Below are 14,506 nucleotides of genomic sequence, written 5' to 3'. Positions count from 1 at the left end.
GGTCACTGGATGACGGCGCCCTGATCCCGCGCCAAGATGGTCACAGGGAGGGAACGATGAAGCACATCCACTACGACAACACCACGATCCTGACCGGCGACGACATCGCCGACGCGGTGATCGAGTACGCGGCCGCCCTCGCCGGCGGCGACCGTGCCGACACCGTCGCGGTGCCGGCCATCGCACCGGACGGCACGCGCACCACCACGAAGATCCTGATCGGCCCGACCAGCGAGGTCGTGGTCGAGGACGCCGACGACGACCAGCTCGAGGACGAGGACGGCGACTTCGTCGAACGCCTCCGCGCGGCCGCGCGCACCTTCGGGCACAGCGAGCCGATCCACGCCAACACCCGCTCGGACCTCAAGGGCATCGGTTCGAGCAACGCGGACGACAAGGCCGACGCCGAGACGAGCCGCACGGACGACTCCGAGCACTCACCCGCCAGCTAGGCCCGTCGACGACCTCAGCGGCGCAGGGCCAGCGCCTCGTCGAGGACGCTCCGCACCGCCTCCGGGTCGTGGGCGGACCGGCCGAGGAACAGTCCGCCGATCCTCCCACGCCCACGGGTCAGCAGCCCTGGTCCGGCACTGCCGCCGTAGACCACGACGCTCCCCGCGAGCGCCGGACGGGCTGCCAGCGCGGCCTCGACGCCGCCGAGCACCTCGACGACGTGGTCGTCCGGCGCCGGCTGCGCAGCCCCGATGGCCCAGACCGGTTCGTAGGCGACGACGACCGGAGCCACGGCACCCTCCGCCACGGCGGGCGCGAGGGCACGGTCGAGCTGGTCGGTGACCATGGCGATGGTCTCCGGGACGGAGGCTCGGCTCGGCTCCCCGACGCACACCAGCGGTCGCAGGTGGTTGCGGAACGCGGCGCGCACCTTCGCCGCGACCGTCGCGTCGTCCTCGTGGAACAGCGCGCGCCGTTCCGCGTGGCCGATCTCGACGAGGTCGACGCCGATCTCCGCGAGCTCGCGCCCGGAGACCTCCCCGGTGAAGGCACCCTCGTCGGCGGTCGCGAGGTCCTGTGCCGCGAGCAGGACGCCCGACCCCGCGAGCGCCTGCCGGACGGGCACGAGTGCCGGGAAGGTCGGCGCGACGAAGAGCTCGGCAACGCCATCGGTCAGCGCCGGGTGCGTCCGGGCGACGTCGGCGACCGCCTCGGCCCACGCGACCGTGCGGGCGTGGCCGAGGTACATCTTCAGCGAGACGCCGATCGTCAGCACGCAGCGACCGCGTCCACGATGAGCGCGAACGACACGGCACCGGGGTCCGGTGTGCCCACGGCGTGCTCGGCGTGCGTCCGGGCCCGTCCCATCCGCGGCAGCAGCGCGGCGGTGCCGTCGGCTGCCTCCTGCGCGGCGTCCGCGGCGGCCCGCCAGGCATCGCGGAGCGGGACCCCGGCGTCGATGCGCTCGGACAGCACCGCGTCGAAGGGGACGAGGGCGTCGACCATGGTCTTGTCGCCGACGACCGCGCCGAAGGCGAGGACGGCGTCGGTGGCGGCGTGCACCGCGGTCTGGACGGTGGCCGGGTGGGGCCGGTCGGTGTCGCCGAGGACGCGACCCAGCGCCTCCAGGGCGGCGCCCCAGATCGCGCCGGAGGTGCCACCGGCCTTGTCCGACCAGGCGTCCCCCGCGATCGCGAGGACGCTGCCGGCCCCAGCACCACGCGTTGCGGCGTCCCGGGCGGCCGCGTCCGCGGCCGTGGAGCCACGTTGCATGCCGATGCCGTGGTCCCCGTCACCGGCGACCGCGTCCATCCTCCCGAGCTCGTCGGCGTGCTCGTCGACCACCCGACGCACGGCGGCGACGACCTCGACCAGCCGCTGGGCGGAGGTGCGGGAGGCGTCGGAGGCGGGTCCGATCGGCGGGGCGACGTCTGCGGTGAGGACGTCCTCGGGCAGGCGCTCCTGTGGGACCGCGCCGCCCTTGCGGTACGCGGGGGTGTCCGCCGGCGCTGCCCACAGCGCTTCGAGTTCCGCGTCGAGCCAGAACAGGGTCAGGGAGACCCCGGCCATGTCGAAGCTCGTGACGAGTTCCCCGACCTCGGGTTCCACGACCACCGCGCCCGCGTCCTCGAGCAGGCGCTGGACGGTGGCGTAGACGACGAAGAGCTCCTCGTACTTCACGCTGCCCAGCCCGTTCAGGATCGGCACGACGTGCGCCCCCGGCAGCTCCACGCCGGACGGGACCTCGTCGAGCAGGCGCTCCACCAGGAGACGGGCCAGGTCCGCGGCGCTGGGGACGTCGGCTTCGTCGATGCCGCGTTCGCCGTGGATGCCCATCCCGATCGCCATGCGCCCCTCGGGGACCGTGAACAGGGGCTCCTCGGCGCCCGGGAGGGAGCAACCGGAGAACGCGACCCCGAAGGACCGGGTCCGCTCGTTCGCACGCTCCGCGATCGCCGTCACCTCGTCCAGGGTCATGCCCTGCTCCGCAGCGGCACCAGCGACCTTGAAGACGCAGAGGTCCCCCGCGATCCCCCGACGCTCGTGGGTTCGGGTGCTGGGTGCGGAGGCGACGTCGTCGGTGACACGGACCGTGCGGACCTCGATCCCCGCATCCCGCAGGGCACGTTCGGCGGCGTCGAAGTTCAGGACGTCGCCGGCGTAGTTGCCGTAGGACAGCAGCACCCCGCCGCCGTGCTCGGACGCCGTCGCGACCGCGGTGACCTGCTGCGCGGACGGGCTGGCGAACAGGTTCCCCATCGCCGCGCCGGCCGCGAGCCCGTGCCCCACGAGACCACCGAACGCCGGGTAGTGGCCGGAACCGCCACCGATGACCAGGGCGACCGTGCCGTCCGGGCTCACCGTGGAGCGGGCGACGCCGCCGTGGACCTTGCGGACACGGGACTGGTTCGCCGCGACGAACCCGTCGACCATCTCGTCGGCGAAGTCCGCCGGGTCGTTGAACAACCGGGTCATGGTCGTGCTCCTGTGTCGGTCGTGCGGACGTGGGACGTGTCGAGCAGGTCGTCCGCCCGGGAACCCCGGAAGAACTTCGTGCAGGCGATCATCACCGCGGCAACGAAGGCGAGCACGCCGAGCGAGACGATGCCGAACGCGCCGCTGTCGGTCGGGACCACCTCGTTGATCGCGGTGCGCATGATCGGGGCGACGAACCCACCGAGGTTGCCGAGCGAGTTGATCAGGCCGATGCCCGCAGCCGCGGCGGCCCCGGTGAGGAACGCCGTCGGGTACGCCCACGTGATCGGGCCGACGGACAGGAAGCTCGCGACGGCCAGGGTGATGAAGACGATGCCGAGGACGGGCTGCCCGTTCGCCCCCGCCCACGCCGACCCGAGGATCGACAGGCCCGTCGTGACGTAGAACAGCGTGCCCCAGCGGCGCCGCCGCGTCACGGTGTCGGCGCGTGAACCGATGAGGTAGCAGGCGACCAGGCCCACCAGCCACGGGATCGCGGTGACGAGCCCGACCTGCCAGCCGACGTCCTGCCCGAGGAGCGAGGACACCTGCTGCGGCAGGTAGAACGTGGTGCCGTAGACGGCCACCTGCAGGCAGAAGTAGATGATCGTGAAGTACCAGACGCGGCCGCTCGCCATCGCCTTCCAGATGCCCGTCGGGCCGTCCTCGGTGCGGGCGGAGTCCTCGCGCTCCATGGCCGCGGTCAGGGACGCCTTCTCCCCCGGTTCCAGCCACTTCGCCTGCTGCGGACTGTTCGTCAGGAAGACCACCGCCGCGACGCCGGCGAGCACCGCGAGGATGCCCTCACCAGCGAACATCACCTGCCAGCCGTGGAACGGGGTGACCTCGTCGCCGACGCTGATCAGGCCGCCGGAGAGCGGGGCGCCGATCATCTGCGAGAACGGCTGCGCCAGGTAGAAGATCGCGAACATCCGCACGCGGACCTTGTTCGGGAACCACTCGGACAGGTACATGATCACGCCGGGGAACAGGCCAGCCTCGGTCACGCCGAGGATGAACCGCAGCACGATGAACATCGTGTCGTTCGTCGTGAAGGCGAACAGCGCGGCGACGATGCCCCACGTGATCGCGATGCGGGCGAGCCAGAAGCGGGCGCCGAACCGCTTGAGCAGCAGGTTCGACGGGATCTCGAAGATCGCGTAGCCGATGAAGAAGATGCCGGCGCCGAGGGCGAAGGCGGCGTCCGAGATGCCGCGGTCGACGCTCAGGGCCTCCTCGGCGAACCCGACGTTCGTGCGGTCGAGGAAGGCGACGAAGTACAGGATCACGAGCATCGGCATGAGGTGCTTCGTCGCCTTGCCGATGGCGGACTTCAGGCCGGGGTCGTTCGTCGACCCGAGCGCGGGGGCAGGGGGAAGTGACACGGGTTCGCTCCTTTGCGAGCACGGTGTGGGTGGAGGGCGCTCGGCCCTAGTGCATGTAGAGGCCGCCGTCGACGTTGAGCGTCTGGCCCGTGACGAACCCGGCGTCCTCGCCGATCAGGTACGCGACCGCGGCCGCGATGTCGCGCGGGGTGCCGATCCGGGGCAGCACGCCGTCGGCCGCCATGGCCGTCTTGCGCTCCTCGGTGAGGGTCCCGCCCATGATGTCGGTGTCGATCGGTCCGGGGGCGATCGCGTTGACGGTCACCCCGTGCGGGCCGAGCTCGCGGGCCAGACCACGGGTCAGCCCGATCACCCCGGCCTTCGCCACGGTGTACGGCGTCTTGCTGAACGTGCCGCCGCCGCGCTGCGCGGAGACCGACGACAGGTTGACGATCCGGCCGTACCCGTTCCGCACCATCGACTCCGCCGCCCGCAGGCTCGCGAAGTGCACGCCGTCGAGGTTGATCGACAGCACGCGGTGCCACTCCCCGGGCGGCAGGTCGAGGTAGGCGTGCGCCGACGAGACGCCCGCCAGGTTCACGAGGGCGACGAGCGGCGAGAGCTCGGCCTCGATCGTGTCGAAGGCGGCGCGCACGGCGGTCTCCTCGCTGACGTCGGCCCCGACGCCCACGGCCCGGACCCCGTGGGCGTCACGGACCTCGGCGGCGACGGCCTGGGACGCGTCGTGGTCGAGGTCGATGACGCCGACGTCCCAGCCGGCCTCGGCCAGGTGGTGTGCGGTGGCGCGGCCGATGCCCCGCGGGGACGCTGCCCCGGTGAGGACGACCGTGCGGCGCTGGTGCTGCTCGGTGGTCATGGTCGCCGCCCTCAGTGGATCGGTGCCGGGCCGAGCTCGTCGAGGAGCTTCTGCATGGCGACGTAGGCATGGTTGCGGTAGGCGACGAGCTCCGGTGTGCGGTCGGCCGGCACCTGCAGGTACCCGGCGCCGGACTTCGTGCCGAGCTCCCCGGCGTCGACGTGCTGCTGCAGCGACGACGGCGTGGCGAAGCGCTCCGGCCAGCGGGTCTGCAGCGACTCGAAGCAGAACGCGTAGACGTCGAGCCCGGCCATGTCGGCGATCGCGAACGGGCCGAAGAACGGCAGGCGGAACCCGAACGTCGTCCGGACGATCGTGTCGATGTCGTCGGGGGTCGCGATGCCCTCGTCGGCGATCTTCGTCGCCTCCTCGAACAGGGCGTACTGCAGGCGGTTCAGCACGAACCCGGTGGAGTCCTTCACCCGCGCCGACTGCTTGCCGGTCGCGGCGACGACGGCCTCGGCGACCTGGACCGCGTGGTCCCCGGTGGTCGGGTGCGGGATGAGCTCGACGCCCGGGATGAACGGCGCGGGGTTGGAGAAGTGCACCCCGAGGAACCGCTCGGGACCGGTGACGGCCTCGGCGAGGGACTCGATGAGGATCGTCGACGTGTTCGAGCCGATCACCGCGTCGGGACGAGCGGCAGCCGTGATGCGTCGGAGGGTCTCGTGCTTGATCGCGAGCTTCTCGGGCACGGCCTCCTCGATGAAGTCGGCCGTGGCGACGGCGTCCTCGATGCTCTCCGCGGCACTGAGGTGCTCGCGGACCCGCTCGACGGCGTCGGCCGGGAAGAGCCCGTCGTCGACGAACTGCTGCGTCTCGACGAGCAGGCGGTCGAGGTTCTGCCGGGCGATCTCGCCCGAGACGTCGGCGATGCGGACGGTGTGGCCGGCGAGCGCGAGGACCTGGGCGATCCCGCCGCCCATGTAGCCGGATCCGACGACGGCGATGTCGAGGGTGCTCATCGAACTGCTCCTTCAGTGGTGGTGGCGGTGCTGGTGCGGGTGGTGCCGGTGGTCTCGCCGAACTTCGCGGTGGCGAGGACCGACCGGATGTAGCGCTGGTTCGTGGCGCAGACGCCGAGGCTGTCCCCGCCGTACTGCTCGGTCATGAGGATGCCGCGGAAGCCGTTCGCGACGGCGTCGCGGAGCACCTGGCGGTAGTTGATGAGCCCGGTCTCCATGGTGCTCGGCACGCTCGTCGCCCAGCTCCCGTCGCCCGCCTCGTCCCGCGTGTAGTTCTTCACGTGCAGGTAGTTCGTGTACGGGAGCGTCTTGGCGAACAGCTCCTTCCAGTCCTCGACCGGGCGGTGCAGGCGGATCAGGTTCGCCACGTCCGCGTTCAGGCCGACGGTGTCCAGGCCGATGTCCTCGATCAGGCGCACGGCGCTGTCCGCGGTGCCGAGGTAGGTGTCCTCGTACATCTCGAGCGCCATCGGGAGCCCGACCGACGCCGCGTGCTCACCGAGTTCGCGGAGCCGGGACACCGCGGCCTGCCACACCTCGGGGTCGTCGGGGTCCTTCGGGCCCTGCGCGGTCCAGAACCAGAGCGCGCGCTTCTGGGCGTCGTTGAACGGCTGGTGCAGCCCCGTCGAGAAGACCTGCATGCCCCACTCGGCCGCCGCGTCGATCGTGCGGTGCGCGTACGCGAGGTTGTCCTCCTCGTGCCCGGGCTGGATCACACTGCGGCGCTGCAGGTGCACCGACGGGATCCCGACGCCGTGCGACCGCGCGATCGCCAGGAACTCGTCGCGGCGTGCGGGCTCGAGGTCCGCGGGGCGGATGTGGCTGTCAGCGACCTCGGCGAGCGAGAAGCCCGCGGCCGCCACCTGCCCGAGGATGTCGTCCCAGACCTCGGGAGCGGCGTCGTGCACCGCGACCCCGTCGGTCCCGACGGCCGGGAACCCGTGGAGACAGGCGGCGATCGGCCACGTCTCGGCGGTCCAGGTCGTCGTGTCCCAGTCCTGCTGGACCCAGTCCTGTGCGTGGTTCACGGGGATGCTCCTTCGCATGTCGCGGCTCGTCGTCGAACCTCTTTCCTATAGGAAAGATACCCGGTCAGCAGGATCGCGCAACCGCCGTGTTCAACAATCGACCAAACCCCCCGTCCGGGGGCTCCGAAGAAGACCGGGCTCGGAGGATCAGGACGCCCGTGCCGCTGACCCGAACCTCGGCACGGGCGTCCGCCTGGTTCAGCCCCCGTGCGACGCGTCCGCCCGCGACCGCAGCCGCACGGCGTCGATGTGCACGCGCATCGCCTCGACGGCGGACGCGGGGTCCACCGCCAGGGCGTCGACGATCGCCCGGTGCTCGTGCACGGCCCGGTCGGTGTCGTCGTCCCCGCCCTCCACGATCTGGCGCATCCGGTGCACCCGGGTCGTGATGACCTCGGACATCTCCTGCAGGAACGGGTTGCGTGTCGCGTCGAAGAGCACCTGGTGGAACTGCCAGTCGCTGCGGAAGAACCGCGCCATCAGCTCCTCCGACGCCGCTGCCACCCCGACGACGGCGATCTCCTCGACCACGGCCGACTGCTCGGCCAGCGCCGACCCGAGCCGGGCACGCAGCGCGGCGACGTCCCCGCGGGCGGCGAGTTCGACGGCGCCGCTCTCGATGATGAGCCGGGCGTCGAACAGCGCCTCGAGCTGGTCCCCCTGCAGTGGCGGGGCGACCCGGTAGCCCTTGTTGGCCTCGCGCACGACGAGCCCGGTGCGTTCGAGCTGGACGAGGGCCTCGCGCACGGGTGTCGGGGAGACGCCGAGCGTCCGGGCGAGCCCGTCGATCGACAGGCGCATGCCGGGTTCGACGTCGTGTCCCATCAGGACGTCGAGCACCCGGTCGTAGACGCGGTCACGGAGCCCGCGCTGCGTGATGCGCTGCGCACCGAAGCCGGGCATCGTCGTGGTCACGCTCTCGATCCTAGAGAATCCACGATGTCCCGCCGCACCCGGTCAGGCCAGGCGCGACGCCAGGAACTCGACCATGCGGCGCACGAGGAGCGCCTGGGACGACCGGCGGCGGTACTCGTGCCCCTCGCCCTCGAGCTCCAGGTAGGCGACGTCGTGCGACCGCTCCCGCAGCGCGGCGACGACCTGGTGCGCCTCACCGATCGGCACGTTCGTGTCGAGTTCGCCGTGCACGACGAGCAGCGGCGCGGTCACCTCGTCGATCGCGCGCATCGGCGACAGGGCGTCGAGCAGTGCGGCGTCGTCCACGGGGTGGCCGTACTTCGTCGCCGCCGCTGCCGCGATCCACGGCTCGGTGTCCCGGTAGAACGTCGCGAAGTCGCTCATGCCGCACACCGCGACCCCGGCCGCGAACACGTCGGGCGTGAAGGCGAGCGATGCGAGCGTCGCGTAGCCGCCGTAGGACCGGCCCTCGACCGCCACGCGCGACCGGTCGGCCAGCTCGTTCGTCACGAGCCACCGCGCGCAGTCGACGACGTCCGCGAGCGCGTTCCACCGCAACCCGAGGTCGTCCGCGTGCACGAACTCGTGCCCGGACCCGGACGAGCCGCGGATGTTCGGGGCGAACAAGGTGATGCACGCCGCGGCGAGCGCCTGGTGCTGCGCGGAGAAGGTCGGTCGCTCCTGCGACTCCGGTCCGCCGTGCAGGTGGATCATCGCAGCGCGGACGGGAGGCTCGACACCCGTCCCGACGCCGGTCCCGGTCGACGACACGGCCGGCTCCACCGCCCGGTACAGCCACCCGGTCAGCTCGAGTCCGTCCCGTGCCCGCACGCGCTCCAGCGTCGGCTCGACGAGCGCGACGGCGGGCAGGTCGGGCACGTCGGTGACGCGGCTCCAGGTGAGGGCGTTCGTGTCGAGGCGCCAGAGCTCCCGCGGGTGGGTCGGCCCCTCGACCGCGAGCAGGACGCTCCGGCCGTCGCGGCTGAGCACGGGGTCGGTCACGACCTCGCCGGGCAGGTCGGGCACGGGGGTGCGCGAGGCGTCGTGCGTGTTGATGAGCTCGAGCTCGCTGCGCCCGTCGACGTTCCAGCCGAGCAGCACGGTGCGGCCGGCGTCGTCGGCGTCGAGGAACTCGAGTTCGGCGTCGGGCCGGGCGACGATGCTCCGCGGGCGTCCGCGCCACCCGTGCGGGCCGACGGGCTGGGCGACGAGCTGGCGTCGGGGTGCGCCGGCCTCGGTGGCGACGTAGGCGACGAGCGGGCTGGTCTCGCTCGCGGGCGAGGGTCGCATGAACGCGATCTCGGCCGAGCCCGACGGCGGGTCGGTGAGGAGCGGGTGGTCCTCGTCGGTGAGCCGGTCCACGACGACGACGAACTCGTGGCCGCGCTGCCCGTCGCGCAGCACCACGAGGCGCTCCTCGACGGACAGGTCGAGCACGTGGATGAGCTCCCCGAGGGCCAGGTCGTCGCGGTCACCGGACACGGGGTCGACGAGGTACGCGCGGGCGGGCTGGTCGGCCTCGGTCGAGGGCAGCGTGATGACGACCCGGTGGCCGCTGCGGCTCCACGGCCCGAGCTCGGCGTGCTGGTACCGGGACCCGGCGATCTGCGCGGGGTCGGTGCCGTCGGGTCGGACCACCCAGACCTGCTGCTTCACGCCGCCGTCGGTCGCGATGGCCACGGCGAGCCACTCGCCGTCGGACGACCACGAGACGCGGATCACCGGGTCGTCGCTCAGCGTGATCCGGGTCGGTTCGGGCAGGGGTCCGTCGACGACGACGTCCTGCACGAAGACCTCGGGGCTGCCGTGCCGGTCGCTCACGAACGCCACCCGGCGGGCGTTCCGCGTCATGGTGGGTCCCCACGAGCCCCAGGCGGCGGCGAGCCGCTCGCCGAGGTCAGCGGCGGAGCCGGCCACGGCGCCGGGACCGGCCACGGACCCGACGCGCGGTGCGGACGCGACGTGGGTCGAGCCTCCTGGCCGGATCTCGCTCACCGCACCCCCTGGTGCTGCAGCCACATCTCGATCAGGCCGAGCTGCCAGAGCGCGTTCGCACCGATCTCGGTCCTCGTCGTGTTCGGGTCCTGGAGCATCCGCTCGACCGTACCCGGGTCGAAGAGGCCGCGTTCCCGGGCCTCCGGAGCGTGCAGGGCCTGGCGGACCCGTTCCAGGTACGGACCCTCGAGCTGCCGGATCGCCGGCACCGGGAAGTACCCCTTGGTGCGGTCGATGACGGCGTCGGGGACGATGCCACGCGCAGCGCGCTTCATGACGCCCTTGCCGCCGTCGGCGAGCTTCAGGGCCGGCGGGACCGCGCCGGCGAGCTCGACGAACTCGTGGTCCAGGAACGGCACGCGGGCCTCGAGGCCCCACGCCATGGTCATGTTGTCGACGCGCTTCACCGGGTCGTCCACGAGCATGATCGTGGTGTCGCTCCGGAGCGCTGCGTCGACGCTCGTCTCGGCGCCCGGGCGGGCGAACTCGCGGTCGACGAAGGCCGACGGGGTGTCGTCGTCGCTCCGCCAACGCTCCCCGAGCAGGCCCTGCAGGGACGCCCACCGGCGGTCCATGAAGACGGACCGGTACGCCTCGGCGGCCTGGTCGCGCGGGACGTCGGCGAGCGGTGGGTACCAGCTGTAGCCGCCCAGGACCTCGTCGGCGCCCTGGCCGGACTGCACGACCTTGACGTGCTGCGAGACCTCCTGCGACAGCAGCCAGAACGCGACGCAGTCGTGGCTGACCATCGGCTCGCTCATCGCGGCGATCGACCCGTCGATGCCGTCGAGCAGGCGGTCGGACGGGATCCGGATGCGGTGGTGGTCGGTGCCGAAGTGGCGCGCGACCTCGTCGGAGTACTCGAACTCGTCGCCGGACTCCCCGCCTGCCGACTCGAAGCCGATGCTGAACGTGGCGAGGTCCCGCTGGCCGGCCTCGGCGAGCAGCGCGACCACGAGGGACGAGTCGATGCCGCCGGAGAGCAGCACCCCGACCGGCACGTCGGCGACCATGCGGCGCTCGACGGCGGTGCGGAGCGAGTCGATGAAGGCCTGCTGCCAGTCCGCGTCGGACCAGTCCGCCCTCGCCGGGTCGCGCTCGAACCGCGGCTCCCAGTAGGTGGTGTCCGTGCTGGTGCCGTCGGGCTCGACCACCCGGACGGTGGCGGGTGGCAGCTTGCCGACGCCGGACAGGATCGTGCGCGGTGCCGGGACGATCGAGTGGAAGGTCATGTAGGACGCCAGGGCGACCGGGTCGACGGAGGTGTCGACGGCGTGCGCGCCGGTGGTGCCGTCGTCGTGGCGGTCACCGGCGAGGATCGCGGGCAACGAGCTGGCGAACCGCAGGCCGCCGGGCACCGCGGCGACGTAGAGCGGCTTAATCCCGAGCCGGTCGCGCGCCAGGACGAGTCGACCGCTGCCGTGCTCCCAGATCGCGATGGCGAACATCCCGATGAGGTGCTCGACGAACGCGGTGCCCCACTCGGCGTACGCGGTGACGATCACCTCGGTGTCGGACGTCGAGAAGAAGGTGTGGCCCTTGCCGTGCAGTTCGTCGCGGAGCTGCCGGTAGTTGTAGACCATGCCGTTGTAGGCGATCGTCAGGCCGAGGCGCGGCACGACCATCGGCTGCGCACCGGCCGTCGACAGGTCCACGATCGACAGCCGACGGTGCCCGAGCGCGACCGGACCACGCGCCCAGAGTCCGTCGCCGTCCGGACCGCGGTGCGCCAGGCACCCCGTCATCCGTGCGACCGCCCCGACGTCCGGGGAGGTGCCGTCGAACCGGATCTCACCCGCGAGCCCGCACATCAGCGTTCCCCTGTCGTCCCGATGATCCAGGTGTCCTTCGCGCCGCCGCCCCGCGAGGAGTTCACGACCATGCTGCCCTCGGGTGCGACGCGGGTGAGTGCGACGTCGGCCAGGTGGGTGTCGTCCGGACCGGTGCCGGTGACGTAGACGAACGCGCGCAGGTCGACGTGCCGCGGGTCGAGCCCGGCGGGACCGATGGTCGGGTGCGAGGAGAGCTGCACCACCTCTTGTCCGACCCAACCGGCCGGGTCCGCCGCGATCTCCCGGCGGCGTTCGGCGACCTCGGGAGCGCTCGCGCTCGGGCCGATGAGGACCCCGCGTCCGCCCTCGCCGTCGACGGGCTTCGTCACGAGCTCCCCGACGCGGTCGAGTACGGACAGCCGCTCGCCCTCGATGCTGGTGCGGTAGGTCGGCACCGACTCGAGCAACGGCTTCTCCTCGAGGTAGTACCAGATCAGGTCCGGCACGTTGACGTACATGGCCTTGTCGTCGACGAGGGCGTTGCCGGGGGCGTTCGCCAGGTAGACGTCCCCGGCGGCAGCGGCGTCGAGGACCTGGGCGCCGAGGTCCGGCAGGTGTCCGCTCGCCAGTGCGCGCACGTCGCGGTCGACCCGCAGGTAGAGCGCGTCCAGCACGTCGCCGGTCGCCGCCTCGACGACGTGACCGTCCCGGACGGTGAGGTCCGACTCGGTCAGGAGGCGCATCCCGGCCCCGTCGGACAGCCGGCGGTGCTCGTACCAGGCGCCGGCACCGGGGCCGTCGGTCACCAGCGCCAGCACCGGGTCCTGGTTGCCGGTGACGGCGGCGGCGTTCCGCCGCAGCGTCTCGCGGAGGAGCGCCGGGACGCCGGAGGGGTCACGCAGCCGGTCGGGACGCGGCGCGTCGGGCACGACGTCGTCCATCAGCTCGCGGAGCGCCAGGCCGTACGCGACACCGGAGGGTGAACGGACGTTGTCCTCGAGCACCCGCCAGCCGCCGAACTCGTTGCGGACCAGGTCGAAGCCCATCACCGGGGCGCGGACGGCGTGCTGCGGGAGGCGCTCGGCGTCCGGGTCCCAGCCGTTCTTCCCGACGACGTCGTGCTCGTCCATCGCGCCGTCGGCCACGATCCGCCGCGGGCCGTAGGCGTCGCGGAGGAACAGCTCGATCGCCCGGGCCCGCTGCCCGAGGCCCTGCTCCAGCTGCGCCCACTCGTACGCGCTGACCGTGCGCGGGACGAGGTCGCACCCGAACTGCTGCACCCCGCCGTCGACGACGAAGCCGATCTCGTGCACGCGGGTCCAGACGTCGCGGGCGGTGCAGTGCTCGATCGTCGTGTCGGCGTCCCAGCCGCGGAAGAACGCGGCGAGGTCGCGGAAGGCCGGGCGCGGGCGGGCACCGGGACCGACGGCTTCGTCACCGGCACGGACCCGGTACGACGGGATCGCGATGATCGGGTGCTCGTCGCGGCCGGACGGCGTGCCGGCGGTGTCCTCGACGACCTGGGTCACGACGTCGTCGAGCTCCCCGCGCTCGGCGTACGCGGTGCGCTGGCGGTCGGTCGAGTTGCCGCGCGCCAGGGTGTCCTCGAGCAGGCTGCTCACCGTGCCCCAGTCGCCGAGCTCCTCGAGCTCCGGACGCAGCCGGGAGACGAGCTGCCGGACGGCGACCTCGGCGGGCAGCCGTTCCGGGTGCTGGCCGAGGCCGAGCAGTTCGCCGCTGAGACCGCTGCGGGCCGCCTGCCACATCGCCGCGCGGTGCAGCGGTTCGCTCCGGGGGTGCCACTCGGCGCCGGACTCGATCGCCTTCTCGGCCCGCCGGACCGCGGCGCGGAACAGCCCGGCGATGAGGACCGCGTCGTCGACGACGGGCGTGGCGTCGCAGACCCGGAGCTCGAGCGTCGGGGCGTGCGAGGACGGCCGCACGTCGAAGTACGCCATCTTCTTGTCGGCGATCACACCCGAGGCGATGAGGTCGTCGAGCACGCGGTCGTACTCCGCCGCGTTCTCGACCCGACCGAAGCTGCCGGCGGACGGCCAGCGCTGCCAGATGATGCTCCGGAAGGACGCGTACCCGGTGTCCTGCCCGTTCCAGAAGGGACTCGACGCGCTGAGCGCCAGCAGCACCGGGAGCACCGGGGCCACGCGCTGGGCGATCTCCACCGCCAGGTCGCGGTCGCTCACCCCGACGTGCACCTGCAGGCCGCAGATGAGCTGTTCGTCGACGAGCATCCGGTACTGCTCCTGCATGCGGCCGTAGCGGCCACCCGAGGTCAGTTCGAAGTCGGCGTACTCGGACCTGGGCGCGGTGCCGACGGCGGCGATGGTGACACCCGCCGAGGCGATGGCCGCGGAGAGCTCGCTCCGCAGGTCGACGATCACCCGCCGCAGGTCGTCGAGCGTCGTCACCACGGGGGTGTTCGTCTCGATGGTCGTGCGCTGCAGTTCGGCGCCGAAGCGGTCCGATGGCAGCTTGGGCAGAAGGCGCGGGGCCTTCGCGGAAAGTCGGCCGGACTCGAGGTCGATGAGGTGCAGCTCTTCCTCGGCGCCGAGCGTCAGCTCTGCACTCATGTCTGGAACCTATCGCCGGGACCCGTGGCTGAGCCTGCGTCGCGGGAGATCTTCGCGCGGTCGTAACAAACACGCGTCAACGGGGTACAGCGTGCTGTGAACCGCGGCGGCGT

Annotated in this window: 11 protein-coding genes; 1 reads left to right on the top strand and 10 read right to left on the bottom strand. The window is 72.3% G+C overall.

Annotated elements, in window-relative coordinates:
• Window positions 1-56 precede the first annotated feature (56 nt).
• A complete protein-coding gene (locus tag OVA28_RS04225; protein ID WP_268095871.1) occupies window positions 57-452 on the top strand; it encodes a hypothetical protein in 396 nt (131 codons plus the stop codon).
• A 14-nt stretch (window positions 453-466) separates the two neighbouring features.
• Here the strand turns inward: OVA28_RS04225 and OVA28_RS04220 are convergent, their stop codons facing one another.
• The 10 genes from OVA28_RS04220 to OVA28_RS04175 all read right to left on the bottom strand — a co-directional run bounded on the left by OVA28_RS04220 (window position 467) and on the right by OVA28_RS04175 (window position 14,393).
• A complete protein-coding gene (locus tag OVA28_RS04220; protein WP_268095870.1) occupies window positions 467-1,228 on the bottom strand; it encodes a triose-phosphate isomerase family protein in 762 nt (253 codons plus the stop codon).
• Complete coding sequence (locus OVA28_RS04215; RefSeq protein ID WP_268095869.1) at window positions 1,222-2,928, bottom strand: dihydroxyacetone kinase family protein; 1,707 nt, start codon at window positions 2,926-2,928, stop codon at window positions 1,222-1,224. Before OVA28_RS04215 ends, OVA28_RS04220 begins: the two co-directional genes overlap by 7 nt.
• Window positions 2,925-4,313 carry an MFS transporter gene (locus OVA28_RS04210; protein WP_194659615.1) on the bottom strand — a complete coding sequence of 463 codons (1,389 nt, stop codon included), beginning with the start codon at window positions 4,311-4,313 and terminating at the stop codon, window positions 2,925-2,927. Before OVA28_RS04210 ends, OVA28_RS04215 begins: the two co-directional genes overlap by 4 nt.
• A 46-nt stretch (window positions 4,314-4,359) precedes the next feature.
• Window positions 4,360-5,130, bottom strand: coding sequence for an SDR family NAD(P)-dependent oxidoreductase (locus OVA28_RS04205; RefSeq protein ID WP_268095868.1), 771 nt, complete (start codon window positions 5,128-5,130; stop codon window positions 4,360-4,362).
• An 11-nt stretch (window positions 5,131-5,141) separates the two neighbouring features.
• On the bottom strand, window positions 5,142-6,095 hold the full coding sequence (locus tag OVA28_RS04200) for a 3-hydroxyacyl-CoA dehydrogenase family protein (protein ID WP_268095867.1): 954 nt from the start codon (window positions 6,093-6,095) through the stop codon (window positions 5,142-5,144).
• Window positions 6,092-7,123, bottom strand: coding sequence for a sugar phosphate isomerase/epimerase family protein (locus OVA28_RS04195; protein WP_268095866.1), 1,032 nt, complete (start codon window positions 7,121-7,123; stop codon window positions 6,092-6,094). The genes OVA28_RS04200 and OVA28_RS04195 overlap by 4 nt, the downstream gene beginning before the upstream one ends.
• Window positions 7,124-7,321: 198 nt before the next feature.
• A complete protein-coding gene (locus OVA28_RS04190; protein WP_194659611.1) occupies window positions 7,322-8,038 on the bottom strand; it encodes a GntR family transcriptional regulator in 717 nt (238 codons plus the stop codon).
• A gap of 42 nt (window positions 8,039-8,080) precedes the next feature.
• Window positions 8,081-10,033, bottom strand: a complete 1,953-nt coding sequence (locus OVA28_RS04185) for a S9 family peptidase (protein WP_268095865.1) — start codon at window positions 10,031-10,033, stop codon at window positions 8,081-8,083.
• Window positions 10,030-11,844 (bottom strand): N-acetylglutaminylglutamine amidotransferase, encoded by a 1,815-nt coding sequence (locus OVA28_RS04180; RefSeq protein WP_268095864.1) that lies wholly within the window; start codon window positions 11,842-11,844, stop codon window positions 10,030-10,032. Before OVA28_RS04180 ends, OVA28_RS04185 begins: the two co-directional genes overlap by 4 nt.
• Complete coding sequence (locus OVA28_RS04175; RefSeq protein ID WP_268095863.1) at window positions 11,844-14,393, bottom strand: carboxylate--amine ligase/circularly permuted type 2 ATP-grasp protein; 2,550 nt, start codon at window positions 14,391-14,393, stop codon at window positions 11,844-11,846. Before OVA28_RS04175 ends, OVA28_RS04180 begins: the two co-directional genes overlap by 1 nt.
• Window positions 14,394-14,506: the final 113 nt, after the last annotated feature.

The sequence above is a fragment of the Curtobacterium sp. SL109 genome, assembly GCF_026672405.1.
Lineage (GTDB): Bacteria > Actinomycetota > Actinomycetes > Actinomycetales > Microbacteriaceae > Curtobacterium.
This window is presented reverse-complemented; position numbering and strand designations above follow the sequence as displayed.

What these genes read in the sequence shown, in the direction of transcription:
- OVA28_RS04225 (WP_268095871.1), top strand. Translation starts at nt 57, where the DNA reads ATGAAGCACATCCACTACGACAACACCACGATCCTGACCGGCGACGAC.
- OVA28_RS04215 (WP_268095869.1), bottom strand. Translation starts at nt 2,928, where the DNA reads ATGACCCGGTTGTTCAACGACCCGGCGGACTTCGCCGACGAGATGGTC.
- OVA28_RS04205 (WP_268095868.1), bottom strand. Translation starts at nt 5,130, where the DNA reads ATGACCACCGAGCAGCACCAGCGCCGCACGGTCGTCCTCACCGGGGCA.
- OVA28_RS04200 (WP_268095867.1), bottom strand. Translation starts at nt 6,095, where the DNA reads ATGAGCACCCTCGACATCGCCGTCGTCGGATCCGGCTACATGGGCGGC.
- OVA28_RS04180 (WP_268095864.1), bottom strand. Translation starts at nt 11,844, where the DNA reads ATGTGCGGGCTCGCGGGTGAGATCCGGTTCGACGGCACCTCCCCGGAC.
- OVA28_RS04175 (WP_268095863.1), bottom strand. Translation starts at nt 14,393, where the DNA reads ATGAGTGCAGAGCTGACGCTCGGCGCCGAGGAAGAGCTGCACCTCATC.